This window comes from Mycobacterium sp. SMC-16 (assembly GCF_046250085.1).
Lineage (GTDB): Bacteria > Actinomycetota > Actinomycetes > Mycobacteriales > Mycobacteriaceae > Mycobacterium > Mycobacterium phocaicum.
In genome coordinates this window covers 4,899,229-4,913,138 of the sequence record NZ_CP176427.1, presented here as the reverse complement: position 1 = coordinate 4,913,138, position 13,910 = coordinate 4,899,229, and the positions used below count along the sequence as shown (strand labels likewise).

Below are 13,910 nucleotides of genomic sequence, written 5' to 3'. Positions count from 1 at the left end.
GCCTGCGTCGAGGGGCCGGATTTCTCGGCTTGTGGCGCCGCCACCGCAGGGTCGGCGCGGCTCAGGATTGAGTCCCGGGTGCGCCACCCCTCACAAACCCGCACGTGAGAAGATGCAGGCCATGCCGACCTTGATCCTGCTGCGTCACGGCGAGAGCCAGTGGAACGAGAAGAACCTGTTCACCGGTTGGGTCGACGTCGACCTCACCGACAAGGGCCGGGCCGAAGCCGTTCGCGGCGGAAAGCTGCTGGTCGAGCAGGGTGTGCTGCCGGACGTGCTCTACACGTCGCTGCTGCGCCGGGCGATCACCACCGCCAATCTGGCGCTGGACGCCGCCGACCGGCACTGGATTCCCGTGCACCGCGATTGGCGCCTCAACGAGCGGCACTACGGCGCGCTGCAGGGCCTCGACAAGGCCGAGACCCTGGCCAAGTACGGCCAGGACCAGTTCATGTCGTGGCGCCGCAGCTACGACACCCCGCCGCCCCCGATCGAGAAGGGCAGCACCTACAGCCAGGACGGCGACCCGCGGTACGCCGGCATCGACGCGCCGCTGACCGAATGCCTCGCCGACGTCGTCAAGCGGTTCGTGCCGTACTTCGAGCAGACCATCGCGACCGACCTCAAAGCCGGCAAGACCGTGCTGATCGCCGCGCACGGCAACTCGCTGCGGGCGCTGGTGAAGTACCTGGACGGCATGTCCGACGACGAGATCACCGGCCTCAACATCCCGACGGGCATCCCGCTGCGCTACGAGCTGGACGAAAACCTGAAGCCGACGGTGCCCGGCGGCGAGTACCTGGACCCCGAGGCCGCTGCCGCGGGGGCCGCCGCCGTCGCCGCGCAGGGCGCCAAACAGCACTGACGTCGCGAACAGCCGGTGAACTGCGGTTAACACCAGTGAAACACCTGGATTTGTACGTGTGACTTGTACCGATCTGGCCGCTCGCTGCTGGGATGACGTTCACCTGATGCGTACGATTTGCCCGTGAGCTTGTCGTACGCGCTGCCTCTGGTGGCCGCCACGGCGCTGCTCGCGTTGGCTCTGGGCATCGCGATCGGCATGCGGTGGGTGCCGCGGCTGAACGAGCGCCGCGAGCGCCGCACTGCCGAGCAGTCCGGCCTGACGGTGTCGGAGATGTTCGCGCACATCGTGTCCATGTCCCCGCTGGGGATGGCGGTCGTCGACACCTACCGTGACGTCGTCTACACCAACTCCCTGGCCCGTGACCTCGGCCTGGTGCGCGACCGGCTGCTCGACGATCGGGCCTGGGAGGCCGCGCAGCGCACGCTGGCCACCGGCGAGGACGTCGAGTTCGACCTGTCGCCGGCCAAACGCGCAACCCCGGGCCGCTCCCGGCTGGCGGTGCGGGGCCTGGCGCGTCAGCTGACGGAGGAGGACGGCCGCTTCGCGGTGGTCTACGTCAACGACCAGTCCGAACAGGCCCGCATGGAGGCCAGCCGCCGCGACTTCGTCGCCAACGTCAGCCATGAGCTCAAGACGCCGGTCGGCGCCATGGGGCTGCTGGCCGAGGCACTGCTGGCGTCGTCCGAGGACCAGGACATGGTCAACCGGTTCGCCGAGAAGATCGTCACCGAATCGAACCGGCTGGCGAACATGGTCGGCGAACTGATCGAACTGTCCCGGCTGCAGGGCGCCGAGCCGCTGCCGCACCTGGACGCCGTGGACGTGGATTCCGTTGTCGCCGAGGTGGTTTCCCGGCACAAGGTGGCCGCCGACAACGCCGACATCGCGATCACGACGGACGCGCCCCGCGGCTACCAGGTGCTGGGCAGCGAGACGCTGCTGGCGACGGCGCTCGCGAACCTGGTGTCCAACGCAATCTCCTACTCGCCCAAAGGTTCCCAGGTTTCGATCAGTCGGCGCCGCTACGGCGACAACATCGAGATCGCGGTGACCGACCGCGGTATCGGTATCGAAAAAGCCGATCAGGAACGGGTTTTCGAACGATTCTTCCGCGTCGACAAGGCGCGGTCCCGGGCCACCGGTGGCACGGGGCTGGGGTTGGCCATCGTCAAACACGTTGCGGCCAACCACAACGGAACCATCCGGCTGTGGAGTCAGCCGGGAACCGGATCGACGTTCACGTTGTCGATTCCGGCCTATCTCGACTCGGACGACGTGGATGTCGACGAGGGAGACGACCACTCATTGCCATCACAAGGAGGGCGACCGAACCAATGACCAGTGTGCTGATCGTGGAGGACGAGGAGTCCCTGGCCGATCCCTTGGCGTTTCTGTTGCGCAAGGAGGGTTTCGAAGCCACCGTCGTGACCGATGGTCCGTCGGCGTTGGCCGAGTTCGACCGGGCCGGGGCCGACATCGTGCTCCTGGACCTGATGCTGCCCGGGATGAGCGGCACCGACGTCTGTAAGCAGTTGCGCTCGCGGTCGGGTGTGCCGGTCATCATGGTGACCGCGCGGGACAGCGAGATCGACAAGGTCGTCGGCCTGGAACTCGGCGCCGACGACTACGTCACCAAGCCGTACTCGGCGCGCGAGCTCATCGCCCGCATCCGCGCCGTGCTGCGCCGCGGTGGCGAGTCCGACGACGCCGTCGGCGCCGACGGCGTGCTGGAGGCGGGGCCCGTCCGCATGGACGTCGAGCGGCACATCGTGTCGGTCAACGGCGACGCCATCACGCTGCCGCTCAAGGAGTTCGACCTGCTCGAGTACCTGATGCGCAACAGCGGGCGGGTGCTGACGCGTGGCCAGTTGATCGACCGGGTCTGGGGTGCCGACTACGTCGGTGACACCAAGACCCTCGACGTCCACGTGAAGCGGCTGCGCTCCAAGATCGAGGCCGACCCGGCCAACCCGGTGCACCTCGTCACCGTCCGCGGGCTGGGTTACAAGCTCGAGGGTTAGTTCCCCGGGTTATTTCTCCGCGGCCGCCGTGGCCGGGTGGACGGCGATGAGCCCCAGCCCGGCCCGGCGCTTGCACAGCGCGGCCAGCTCGGCGTACACCTTCGCGCCCAGCAGTTCGGTCAGCTCGGGCCCGTAGGACTCCCACACTGGCCGGGCGCCGACGTGCGCGGCCGGGTCGCCGGTGCAGTACCAGACCAGGTCGTGGCCGCCCTCGCCCCAGCCGCGCCGGTCGTATTCGGTGACGACGGTCCGCAGGATCTCGGTGCCGTCCGGCCGCGTCACCCAATCCTGGGTGCGGCGGATCGGCAGCTGCCAGCAGACCTCGGGCTTCATGGTCAGCGGCTCGACGCCGAGCTTGAGGGCCTTGCTGTGCAGCGCGCAGCCGATCCCACCGGCGAAACCGGGCCGGTTCAGGAAGATGCACGCACCCTTGTACTTGCGGGTCCGCAGGTTGGGCTTGTCGTCGTACTCGTCCATCTCGAGGTAGCCCTTGCGGCCCAGGCCCTTCTCCCGGAACTGCCAGTCCTCGTCGGTCAGCAGCTTGACCGACTCCTCGAGCTGCGCGACATCGTCGTCATCGGCCATGAAGGCGCCGTGGCTGCAGCAGCCGTCGTCGGGCCGGCCCTCGACGGTGCCCTGGCACGCCGGCGTCCCGAAGACGCAGGTCCATTTCGACAGCAGCCACGTCATGTCCGCGGCGATCAGATGCTCCGGATTGTCGGGGTCGAAGAACTCCACCCACTCGCGGGCAAAGTCCAGTCCCACCTCGTGGGAACCGGGCTTCGAAGGCTCGCCGGGACTGATCTGCGATGCGGTCACAGCACGCAACCGTAGACCCGTTACCGTGGTTTCCGTGCGATTGGGCGTCCTCGACGTGGGCAGTAACACCGTTCATCTATTGGTGGTCGACGCGCGCCGTGGCGGGCACCCGACCCCGATGAGTTCGACCAAGGCCTCACTGCGCCTTGCCGAGGCGATCGACGACACCGGCAAATTGACCCGCAAGGGCGCCGACAGCCTCGTCGCGACCGTCGACGAGTTCGCCAAGATCGCCACCAGCTCGGGGTGCGCGGAGTTTATGGCGTTCGCCACATCTGCGGTCCGGGATGCCACCAACTCCGAGGCGGTGCTGGCCCGGGTGCGGGCCGAGACCGGCGTCCAGCTGCAGGTCCTGTCCGGGGTCGACGAATCGCGGCTCACCTTCCTGGCGGTGCGCCGCTGGTACGGCTGGAGCGCGGGCCGCATCATCAACCTCGACATCGGTGGCGGCTCGCTGGAGCTGTCGGGCGGCATCGACGAAGAACCCGATGTCGCACTGTCGATGCCGCTGGGTGCGGGCCGTTTGACGCGCGAATGGCTGCAGGAGGATCCGCCCGGCCGCCGGCGCGTGGCGGTGCTGCGGGACTGGCTGGACAACGAGATCTCCGCCTCGGCGGCCAAGGTGCTCGCGGCGGGTACGCCGGAGCTCGCAGTCGCGACTTCGAAGACCTTCCGGTCGCTGGCCCGGCTCACCGGTGCGGCGCCGTCGGGCGCCGGACCGCGCGTGAAGCGCACATTGACCGCCGCCGGCCTCAGACAGCTCATATCTTTCATCTCTAGGATGACCACGGCCGACAGAGCCGAGTTGGAAGGGGTGAGTGCCGACCGCGCGCCACAGATCGTGGCCGGTGCGTTGGTGGCCGAGGCGACCATGCGAGCGCTGTCGCTCGACGCGGTGGACATCTGCCCGTGGGCGTTGCGGGAGGGTGTCATTCTGCGGAAACTCGACAGCGAAGCCGATGGAACCGACTTGGTGGAAACGTTCGCGGGATTGGCTCCCGCCAAAGGCGAGACACGATGACAGATTCAGACGACTTCTCGGCGACGCGACCGATCTCGGTCGCCGAGCTGCTGGCCAAGAACGGCACCATCGGTGCGCCGCCGGTCGGTGGCCGCCGGCGCCGCCGGCGGGGGAACAGCGATGCGGTGACGGTCGCCGAACTGACCGGCGAAATCCCGATCATCCGGCCGGAGACGCTGCACGCAGAGCCGGCTGAGGCCCCGGCGGAGCCGGCGCCCGAGCCCGAGTCCGTCGCGGAGCCGGTCGCCGAGCCGGAGCCGGAAGCCGCTGTCGAGGAGGCGGCTGTCGCCGTCGAGGACGAGACGCCGTCCGCGGCCGACGAGATGGAGCCCGACGACACCGGCGCCCACTACGTCGTCGACGACGCGATGCTGCACACCGACATCGTGGAGCCCGCACCAGCGCCCGTCGATGCCGCGGTCGACGACTACGAGGACCACCTGCGCCGTCGTGACGCCGAGGCCGACCCGATCGAGTTCGTGGCGCCGTCGCGCAAGCCCGCCTTCCGGTGGTCGTTCAAGCCGGTCCGCGGCGCCGAGGAGATGAGTCCCGACCCGGTCGACGAGGACGTGCCGGCCGACGCGGACATCGACGACGATCTGCTCTCGCTCACCGACGCCGAGCCCGTCGCCAAGCTCGACACCGGGGCCGTGCCCGTCGTCGACGACACCACGGCGGCCGAGGCCGCTCCCGAGCCGCCGCGTCAGCCGTCACGCAATGGCCGCAATGAGCGCTACGACGCCCTGTTCGGTGGCTTCGCCGCCGACGCGGACACCCGGTGCGAAGAGCTGGTCGCAGCCCACGACGAGGACGTCGACCACGAAGCCATCGACCGCGAAGCCGACCACGACGAAGCCGACCACGAGGACGACGAGAAGTCCGGGTCCGGCCTCAAGCGCGGCGCCTGGGTCGTCGGGCAGAGCCTGCTGGCCGTCGCGTTCGGCGCCGGCATGTTCTTCGCCTTCGACCAGCTGTGGCGCTGGAACCAGATCGTGGCGCTGATGCTGTCGATGCTGGTGATCCTCGGCCTGGTCGCCGGGATCCGGGTGATCCGGAAGGATCACGACCTGGCCAGTACGCTGATCGCGATTCTGGTCGGCGGTCTGGTCACGTTCGGACCCTTGGCACTGCTCTACTCAGCCTGAACCGGAGGCCTGTGCGTCCCGCCATCAAGGTAGGTCTGTCCACCGCGTCGGTCTATCCCTTGCGGACCGAAGCTGCCTTCGAGTACGCCGCCCGCCTGGGCTACGACGGTGTCGAGCTGATGGTGTGGGCCGAGCCCGTCAGCCAGGACATCGACGCCGTCGAGCGGATGTCGCAGCGCTGGGGCGTCCCGGTGCTCAGCGTGCACGCGCCGTGTCTGCTGATCTCGCAGCGCGTGTGGGGGTCCAACCCGATCCCGAAGCTGGAACGCAGCGTGCGGGCCGCCGAACAGCTGGGTGCGCAGACCGTCGTCGTGCATCCGCCGTTCCGGTGGCAGCGCCGGTACGCCGAGGGTTTCTCCGATCAGGTCGCCGAGCTCGAGGCCTCGAGCGACGTGCTGGTCGCGGTCGAGAACATGTTCCCGTTCCGCACCGACCGGTTCTTCGGCACCGGCCAGCCGTCCATCGAGCGGATGCGTAAGCGCGGAGGGGCCCCGGGACCCGGGATCTCGGCGTTCGCGCCGTCCTACGACCCGCTGGACGGCAATCACGCCCACTACACCCTGGACCTGTCGCATTCGGCGACGGCGGGCACCGATGCCGTCGACATGGCGCGGCGCATGGGCAAGGGGCTGGTGCACCTGCATCTGTGCGACGGCAACGGCGCGTCCACCGACGAACACCTGGTGCCCGGGCGCGGCAGCCAGCCGACGGTGCAGATCTGCCAGATGCTGGCGGCCAGTGAGTTCTCCGGGCACGTGATCCTGGAGGTCACCACGTCCGCGGCGCGCAACAACGCCGAGCGTGAGGCGCTGCTCGTCGAGTCGCTCGAATTCGCGCGTCGGCACCTGCTGCGCTGACCCGCCGCCGTCCTGGCATGCTGTCGGCGTGGCGAGAATTGCGATCATCGGTGGCGGAAATATCGGCGAGGCCCTGCTGGCGGGGCTGCTGCAGTCAGGGCGGCAGGTCAAGGATCTGGTGGTCGCGGAGGCCTATCCGGCCCGCGCCGCGCAGCTCGCCGAGAAGTACTCCGTCCGGGTCACCGATGTCGCCGATGCCGCGGAGAACGCCGCCTACGTGATCGTGGCCGTGAAGCCCGACGCCGTCGAGGGCGTCGTCGAGACCCTGGCCGACGCGGCCGCGGACGCCGACAGCAGCAGCGTCGAGCAGGTCGTGGTGTCGGTGGCCGCAGGCGTTCCCACGGCCTTCTACGAGGCCAAGCTGCCGGCCGGCTCGCCGGTGGTGCGGGTCATGCCGAATACGCCCATGCTGGTCGGTGCGGGCATCACCGCGCTGTCACGGGGCCGGTACGCGAACGACGCGCAGCTGGCCGAGGTGTCGGAGATCTTCTCCGCCGTCGGCGCGGTGCTGACGGTGCCGGAGAAGCAGATGGACGCGGTGACCGCGGTGTCCGGTTCGGGCCCCGCGTACTTCTTCCTGATGGTGGAGGCCGTCGTCGACGCGGGTGTCGCGGCGGGCCTCCCGCGGCCCGTGGCAACCGAGTTGGCGGCCCAGACGATGGCCGGTGCGGCCGCCATGTTGCTCGATCGGATGACGGAATCCGGCTCTGGTTCCGTGGTCGGTCCGCTCGACACCAGCGCCGCGCAATTGCGGGCCTCGGTGACCTCTCCGGGCGGCACGACCGCCGCTGGTCTGCGGGAACTCGAACGGGGTGGGTTGCGGTCTGCCGTCGCGAGTGCGGTCGAAGCCGCAAAAACACGGTCTGAGCAGCTAAGAATTACATCTGAGTAGTTCTAAGATTTCAGATTGATTACCCCACACCCGTCGCAATAACCACATTGGCCACGCTATTCTCCTTCTCGTAAGCACGCGTTGGTGCCAGCGGAGGGGAAGCCGCTGGAGCTGGCCGTGCCTGATTGATTGGGTTGCGATGACGTCTATGAACGGGCCGTCGGCGCGTGACGGTGGCGATCAGCCACGAACGCAGTTCCTGACTGTTGCCGAGGTTGCGAGCCTGATGCGGGTGAGCAAGATGACGGTATACCGGCTGGTGCACAACGGGGAGTTGCCCGCGGTGCGTGTCGGCCGCTCATTTCGGGTACACGCCAAGGCGGTGCACGACCTGCTCGAGTCCTCGTACCACGACGCGGGGTAGTCGCCGTCGCGACTTCGGCGTGATTTGTATCGGTCAGCGATGCAGGGCACGCCGAAATCCCTGATGAGCAGGCGAATCCAGCAGGCGTTTTCGTGGCGGGAAACCCGGCCGGGTAAAGTGGCGGGGTTGGTTTCACACCGATCTTCACGGATCGACGTCTAGTAGCGGAGACTTCAAAGTCTATGGGTTCAGTCATCAAGAAGCGGCGTAAGCGCATGTCGAAGAAGAAGCACCGCAAGCTGCTTCGTCGTACCCGGGTTCAGCGTAGAAAACTCGGTAAGTAGTTCTCAGCGCTCGTTTGCGTCGCCCACTAGGCTGACCAAATGGATGCCGACGGACGCCCTGGAAGCCGGCCCACCGCGCCGGGCGGAAGCGATTCCGGCCCGGACATCCCAGAGACCCTGCACCACCCCAAGGTGGTTCTGGTCACGGGGGCGTGCCGGTTCCTGGGCGGATACCTGACAGCCAGACTCGCTCAGAACCAGCTCATCGAGCACGTGATCGCGGTCGACGCGATCACCCCGAGCAAGGACATGCTGCGGCGGATGGGCCGCGCGGAGTTCGTCCGCGCGGACATCCGCAATCCCTTCATCGCCAAGGTGATCCGGAACGGCAACGTCGACACCGTCGTCCACGCGGCGGCGGCGTCCTACGTGCCGCAGTCCGGTCGCGCTGCGCTCAAAGAGCTCAACGTGATGGGTGCGATGCAGTTGTTCGCGGCCTGTCAGAAGGCGCCATCGGTCCGACGGGTGATCCTCAAGTCGACATCGGAGATCTACGGGTCCAGCCCGCGTGATCCGGTGATGTTCACCGAGGACAGCAGCGCCCGCCGGCCGCCGGGGGAGGGCTTCGCCCGCGACAGCATCGACATCGAGGGCTACGTCCGCGGTCTCGCGCGGCGGCGGCCCGACATCGCGGTCACGATCCTGCGGCTCGCCAACATGATCGGTCCGGCCATGGACACCGCGCTGTCGCGGTATCTGGCGGGCCCCTTGGTGCCGACCGCCTTCGGTCACGACGCCCGGTTGCAGCTGCTGCACGAGCAGGACGCCCTCGGCGCGCTGGAACGCGCCACGTTGGTGGGGCGGGCCGGCACGTTCAACATCGGAGCCTCGGGCGTCATCTTGATGAGCCAGGCCATTCGCCGGTCCGGCCGCATCGGATTGCCGCTCGCCGGGCCCACGATGTGGGCACTGGATGCCTGGCGGCGCGCGACCGCGGGGGTCGAATTGGACCGCGAACAGTCCGACTACATGCGCTACGGCCGGGTCATGGACACCACACGGATGACGAGGGAACTCGGCTATACCCCAAAGTGGACGACCATGGAGGCTTTTGACGATTACGTTTCAGGCCGCGCGCTGACGCCCATTATCGGTCCAGGGTGGGTAGGCTCAGTGGAGCGTCGTGCAGTGGCCGCAGCGCAGCGGTGGGGACGCTGATTTCGCAAGTTTTTGATGGTGGGAGATATTGACGTGGCGGGCGAATCTAAAGCCAAAGTCATTCCGCTGCATTCGAATTCGACACGCGCTTCTGCGCAACGTCGCGCTTCGAGACGGGATGCAACGCTGCGGCACCCTTCGCTGTTGACTGACCCCGGGACCCGCGCATCGGCTGAACAGATTGCTGCGGTGGTCCGCGAGATCGACCAGCACCGGTTTGCCGCGTCCGGCCCTGCGGCCGGTGACGGGCCCAACGAATTGGCCCAACGTATCGGTGCCGCTTCGGATTTCATTCGGAAACGGTTGACCGGTGACTACGTCGTCGACGAATTCGGATTCGACCCGCACCTCAACAATGCGGTGTTTCTTCCTTTGCTGCGAACGCTTTTCAACTCGTGGTTCCGGGTCGAGGTGTCCGGTATCGAGAATTTGCCGGACGACGGGGCGGCGTTGGTCGTGGCAAACCATGCGGGCGTATTGCCGTTCGACGGACTCATGGCGTCGGTCGCCGTGCACGACAAACACCCGAAGCATCGGGACCTGCGCCTGCTGGCCGCCGACCTCGTCTTCGACCTGCCGGTGGTGGGACAGGCCGCGCGCAAGGCCGGGCACACCATGGCGTGCACCGCCGACGCACACCGGCTGCTCGAGGCCGGCGAGCTGACCGCCGTGTTCCCCGAGGGCTACAAGGGTCTGGGCAAGCCGTTCAAGGACCGGTACAAGCTGCAGCGGTTCGGCCGCGGCGGCTTCGTCTCGGCGGCGCTGCGCTCCGGTGCGCCCATCGTGCCGTGCTCGATCGTCGGCTCCGAGGAGATCTACCCGAAGATCGGCGACGTGAAGCTGCTGGCCCGGTTGCTCGGGTTGCCGTACTTCCCGCTGACGCCGCTGTTCCCGCTCGCCGGGCCCATCGGCCTGCTGCCGTTGCCGTCGAAGTGGTACATCCAGTTCGGCGAGCCCATCTCGACGGCCGACTACGACGAGTCCGCCGCCGACGACCCGATGGTCACCTTCGAGCTGACCGACCAGGTGCGCGCCACCATTCAGCAGACGCTGTACCAGCTGCTGGCCAATCGCCGCGGCACGTTTCTGTAGATACCGCGAGCGTCCACTTGTCATAGGCATGCTCAGATACTTTTCGGTTGAGCCCGCGCTGGCAACAATCGATTGGGTCCGCAGGTGCCACATACCTCGGCTGATGGCGCGGGCTGCACTGTGGTTTGAGGACATCGCTGACCGAATTGTGCATGCTGAATTCGTCATGGCGAGACGGTGGGAACTGTGTCGGCGGTCGCAGGTATGTCCAGGTCGCGGCTCTGCCAATGGCGCACCGCTCTGGCTGCCCACGACTTGGCCCCGTGCGGTCGGACCGGATGCGTGTGCTGGATCGCGCGGCTGAGTCATTTTGGGAGGCCATGAAGGTTGCGTTCGGCGACTGCGAAGAGTGCCACGGCGTGCTCGGTGGAATCGGCAGCCTGGTTCAGTTCTGAGCGCCGCATCAATCGGACAACACAAGCCGCACGACTCCGGTCCACCATTCGCGGCAAGCCCCGGGGGATGGTCCTTGGGTAATGGAAGCTTGGCGGAAGCCAGCACCGACGGCTGGCTCCCGCCAAGCTGGAGCGATCATGCTGATACTGGCGGGAAATCGATTTCGGTGTGTGCGACGTTGTTGAAGTAGTTGGTCAGCACGTTGAGAGCAACGTGGCCGATTACCTCGGCGATCTCGGCGTTGCTTACATCGGCTTTGCGCACGGCGGCGAGTTCGCCTTCATCGATTTGTCCCCGCTGTTCGTTCACCGATACCGCGAAGCGAAGGATTGCTGCGGTCTTGGCGTCGTCCGCATCGGCCCTGCGAGCCGCCGTCACCTGTTCGGCGTTTAGGCCGGCCGCTTCTCGACCGACATAGCTGTGCGCGGACAGGCAGTACGAGCAGCTGTTGGATTGCGCGATGGCGATGGCCAAACGCTCGCGGGTGGATCTGGGCAGAGTGCCAGCGTCCAGACTGCCGGCCAGGCCAAGGTATCCACCCAGAAGTGCCGGGCTGTTGGCCATTGCCCGGATGAGATTTGGAACCGAACCCATGGAGCGTTTTACCGCAGACAACCCGATCGCCTGATCTGGGGTCGCCATTTCGTCGGTCACTAGAGGCATGTTTGTCATGTCGTCCTTCTCGATGGTGATTTATCGGCACCTCGCCGCGGGGACTGCGGCGAGTAGTGTTTGGACACCGCGGTGCACTGAGGCGTTACATGGCTGGCGGCGAGATCGCTGTCGAGTGAGGAGATCAACACAAAGTGGCTACATCTGCGCGGACCGTCGCCGACGATCGATGGGCCACCGAGGCCGATCTGATCGCCGCGTTAAAAGCCGGTGACAGCCAAGCGTTTTGCGCCTTAGTTGATGCACTCCACGCGCCGCTGGTGAGGTTGGCCAGCCTCTACGTTTCGCGTGCAACGGCCGAGGACGCGGTGCAGGACGGGTGGGTGTCGGTGGTGCGGTCGATCGACAAGTTTGAAGGTCGGGCGAGCGTTCGAACTTGGGTATTCCGCATTGTGCTCAACCGGGTGCATACGCTGGCTCGAAAAGAAGCCAGAATGGCGCCGTTTGCTACTGCGGGATCGGAATCGGAGCCGCGTCCATCGGTCGAACCACATCGGCTTGCCCACCCTGTGCTCGGCGCTCACTATTGGGCCGACGTACCTGTCAGATGGGATCTATTGCCTGAAGAGGAGCTGATCTCAGCTGAGGTCCGCTCGGTGGTGGCCGACGCGTTACAGCGTCTGCCCGGTGCGCAACGAGAGGTGGTCTCGATGCGCGACCTGGAGGGCTGGTCCAGTGAGGAAACGTGCGAGGCGCTGGGTATCTCAGCCGTAAACCAGCGAGTACTGCTACATCGCGGCCGCACTGCCCTGCTTGCCCTACTCGAGGAGTTCTTGAATGACCGGTAATGACGACGACTTCGTTGGTAACGATCTGCGCATCACCTGCGCAGATGCGGTGTCACTGGTGACCGACTATCTCGAGGACGCGCTCGCAGAGTCGGATCTGGAGCGCTTCGCGCAACATACCGCTGGATGCGAAGCTTGCCGGGTCTTCGTGGATCAGGTCCGGCGCACCATCCGGATTGCGGTGGCGACACGCGACGAGTCGGTGGAGATGCGGCCAGCTAACTTCGATGCGTTGCTGGCAGAGTTCCGTCGATTCGACTCGAACTGAGCTGTAACGCCACACGTATTGGGTGAGTCTGTACTCGTGCACGCCCGCAACCGGTGGGCCGCTTGGAGGGCATCGTCATGACTCGCAACCAAATTTTCGCCTACGGCTCTTCGGTGATCTACGTCGCCGCAGGAGTGATCGGCTTCGCGCTGACCGGGTTGGACTTCACCGGTCACCATGACGCGCGGATCGTCATTCTTGGCGTAAACCCAATACACAACAGCGTTCACCTGGTGTTGGGGCTGGTGTGGCTGGCGGCTGCACTCATCCCATCGATTACCCGTAAAGTCAACGTTGCCTTAGGCGTCGGGTTGCTGGCCGCGTTCGCACTCGGCGTGACCGGTATGGCCAGCTTCCTCAACATCCACTCGGTTGGCGAACCCGACAACTACCTACACCTCGTCTACGGCGGGATCAGCTTGTTTGTGGGCGTGAAGTTCGTGGACACCCAGGTTCTGGCGCAGGCCCGGTCGTAGTCTCGGTTCACCCAAGGCGAATAGAGCGCTGTCGCGTCGTCACAGTGACTGGCGGATTGCCCGACCATGACCCGGGCAATCCGCTGCCGCGGGTATTCGTCACCAATTATGCGGCTTCCCCTAGGGATGCCTGCACTCGGGACAACCCCAATTATCCGTTGCAGGACAGAAACTTTCGCTTCTAAGTATCCCTAAACTCGCGGCTTTCCGCGAAGGATCTGGGCCCGGGGTACCGGTGCCTGGCGGACCGATGACTAACCCTTTTGCGCCGCAACCATTTTCGCGATGGCGGCGTCGCGGGCCGCGGCGATCTGCGCACTGACCTCGCCGGCTTCGTCGTCGTTCTGCGCCTCGCCCAGCATGGTGACGATGCTCGTCATGATCGGCTCACCGGAGTCGCCGGTGACCTCGGCGCGAATCTCGGCGATCACCGTGCCGTGCGACTCGATCACCGAATCCAGGTACGAGTCGAACCACAGCCGGTCGCCGACCTTGATCGGGCGGTGGAAGATGAGCTTCTGGTCGCGGTGCAGCACGCGCTCCAGGTTGATCGGCACGTCGAACTGGTTGAACAGCTCGAGCTGGACCCGCCGGCCCGCGACCGCGATGAACGTCAGCGATGCGATCAGGGTGTCCGAGCCGCACTCTGCGGCCGCTTCCTCGGAGAAATGGGCCGGGTGATCGTCCTGGACCGCCTGCGCGAACTCCTTGACCTTCTCGCGGCCGACCTCGAAGTAATCCGGGTACCGGAAGTGGGTTCCGATGATGTCGTCCGCAATGCCCATGGCG

Annotated in this window: 17 protein-coding genes; 14 read left to right on the top strand and 3 right to left on the bottom strand. The window is 66.3% G+C overall.

Going from position 1 to position 13,910, the window contains the following annotated elements:
* Window positions 1-112 precede the first annotated feature (112 nt).
* The 3 genes from ACJEIK_RS23935 (at window position 113) to regX (ending at window position 2,889) form a co-directional block, all read left to right on the top strand.
* Window positions 113-865, top strand: coding sequence for a phosphoglyceromutase (locus ACJEIK_RS23935; RefSeq protein WP_409430393.1), 753 nt, complete (start codon window positions 113-115; stop codon window positions 863-865).
* 123 nt (window positions 866-988) lie between these two features.
* Complete coding sequence (locus ACJEIK_RS23930) at window positions 989-2,206, top strand: sensor histidine kinase (RefSeq protein ID WP_409430392.1); 1,218 nt, start codon at window positions 989-991, stop codon at window positions 2,204-2,206.
* A complete protein-coding gene (gene regX, locus ACJEIK_RS23925; RefSeq protein WP_409430391.1) occupies window positions 2,203-2,889 on the top strand; it encodes a two-component sensory transduction protein RegX in 687 nt (228 codons plus the stop codon). The genes ACJEIK_RS23930 and regX overlap by 4 nt, the downstream gene beginning before the upstream one ends.
* A 9-nt stretch (window positions 2,890-2,898) precedes the next feature.
* Here regX and ACJEIK_RS23920 read toward each other — a convergent pair whose 3' ends face one another.
* Complete coding sequence (locus ACJEIK_RS23920; protein ID WP_409430390.1) at window positions 2,899-3,717, bottom strand: hypothetical protein; 819 nt, start codon at window positions 3,715-3,717, stop codon at window positions 2,899-2,901.
* Between the two features lie 25 nt (window positions 3,718-3,742).
* Here ACJEIK_RS23920 and ACJEIK_RS23915 point away from each other — a divergent pair, with 25 nt between their 5' ends.
* The 8 genes from ACJEIK_RS23915 to ACJEIK_RS23880 all read left to right on the top strand — a co-directional run bounded on the left by ACJEIK_RS23915 (window position 3,743) and on the right by ACJEIK_RS23880 (window position 10,521).
* Entirely contained in the window at window positions 3,743-4,729 is a 987-nt protein-coding gene (locus ACJEIK_RS23915; protein ID WP_064858693.1) for a Ppx/GppA phosphatase family protein, read from the top strand.
* Window positions 4,726-5,874, top strand: a complete 1,149-nt coding sequence (locus ACJEIK_RS23910) for an FUSC family protein (protein ID WP_409430389.1) — start codon at window positions 4,726-4,728, stop codon at window positions 5,872-5,874. The genes ACJEIK_RS23915 and ACJEIK_RS23910 overlap by 4 nt, the downstream gene beginning before the upstream one ends.
* Before the next feature lie 11 nt (window positions 5,875-5,885).
* Entirely contained in the window at window positions 5,886-6,731 is an 846-nt protein-coding gene (locus ACJEIK_RS23905) for a sugar phosphate isomerase/epimerase (protein ID WP_061001484.1), read from the top strand.
* Window positions 6,732-6,759: 28 nt separating this feature from the next.
* The gene (proC, locus tag ACJEIK_RS23900; protein WP_138250626.1) at window positions 6,760-7,623 is read left to right on the top strand and encodes a pyrroline-5-carboxylate reductase; all 864 of its coding nucleotides are present in this window, start codon (window positions 6,760-6,762) and stop codon (window positions 7,621-7,623) included.
* A 139-nt stretch (window positions 7,624-7,762) separates the two neighbouring features.
* Complete coding sequence (locus ACJEIK_RS23895; protein WP_029105159.1) at window positions 7,763-7,987, top strand: cell division/environmental response transcriptional regulator; 225 nt, start codon at window positions 7,763-7,765, stop codon at window positions 7,985-7,987.
* 182 nt (window positions 7,988-8,169) lie between these two features.
* On the top strand, window positions 8,170-8,271 hold the full coding sequence (locus ACJEIK_RS23890) for a 30S ribosomal protein bS22 (RefSeq protein WP_003402602.1): 102 nt from the start codon (window positions 8,170-8,172) through the stop codon (window positions 8,269-8,271).
* 39 nt (window positions 8,272-8,310) lie between these two features.
* The gene (locus ACJEIK_RS23885) at window positions 8,311-9,429 is read left to right on the top strand and encodes an SDR family oxidoreductase (RefSeq protein WP_409430388.1); all 1,119 of its coding nucleotides are present in this window, start codon (window positions 8,311-8,313) and stop codon (window positions 9,427-9,429) included.
* Window positions 9,430-9,444: 15 nt separating this feature from the next.
* Window positions 9,445-10,521 (top strand): lysophospholipid acyltransferase family protein, encoded by a 1,077-nt coding sequence (locus tag ACJEIK_RS23880; RefSeq protein WP_409430387.1) that lies wholly within the window; start codon window positions 9,445-9,447, stop codon window positions 10,519-10,521.
* A 531-nt stretch (window positions 10,522-11,052) separates the two neighbouring features.
* On the opposite strand, the gene ACJEIK_RS23875 is transcribed toward ACJEIK_RS23880, so the two are convergent.
* A complete protein-coding gene (locus tag ACJEIK_RS23875) occupies window positions 11,053-11,580 on the bottom strand; it encodes a carboxymuconolactone decarboxylase family protein (protein ID WP_293015722.1) in 528 nt (175 codons plus the stop codon).
* A 143-nt stretch (window positions 11,581-11,723) separates the two neighbouring features.
* On the opposite strand from ACJEIK_RS23875, the gene ACJEIK_RS23870 reads away from it, so the two are divergent.
* The 3 genes from ACJEIK_RS23870 to ACJEIK_RS23860 all read left to right on the top strand — a co-directional run bounded on the left by ACJEIK_RS23870 (window position 11,724) and on the right by ACJEIK_RS23860 (window position 13,121).
* Entirely contained in the window at window positions 11,724-12,377 is a 654-nt protein-coding gene (locus ACJEIK_RS23870; RefSeq protein WP_409430386.1) for an RNA polymerase sigma factor, read from the top strand.
* Window positions 12,367-12,645: a zf-HC2 domain-containing protein gene (locus tag ACJEIK_RS23865; protein ID WP_293015537.1), complete on the top strand. Its 279-nt coding sequence runs from the start codon at window positions 12,367-12,369 to the stop codon at window positions 12,643-12,645. The genes ACJEIK_RS23870 and ACJEIK_RS23865 overlap by 11 nt, the downstream gene beginning before the upstream one ends.
* Window positions 12,646-12,707: 62 nt before the next feature.
* Window positions 12,708-13,121 carry a DUF4383 domain-containing protein gene (locus ACJEIK_RS23860; protein WP_293015535.1) on the top strand — a complete coding sequence of 138 codons (414 nt, stop codon included), beginning with the start codon at window positions 12,708-12,710 and terminating at the stop codon, window positions 13,119-13,121.
* Between the two features lie 254 nt (window positions 13,122-13,375).
* On the opposite strand, the gene ACJEIK_RS23855 is transcribed toward ACJEIK_RS23860, so the two are convergent.
* A complete protein-coding gene (locus tag ACJEIK_RS23855) occupies window positions 13,376-13,906 on the bottom strand; it encodes a MaoC family dehydratase N-terminal domain-containing protein (protein ID WP_293015532.1) in 531 nt (176 codons plus the stop codon).
* Between the last annotated feature and the right edge of the window lie 4 nt (window positions 13,907-13,910).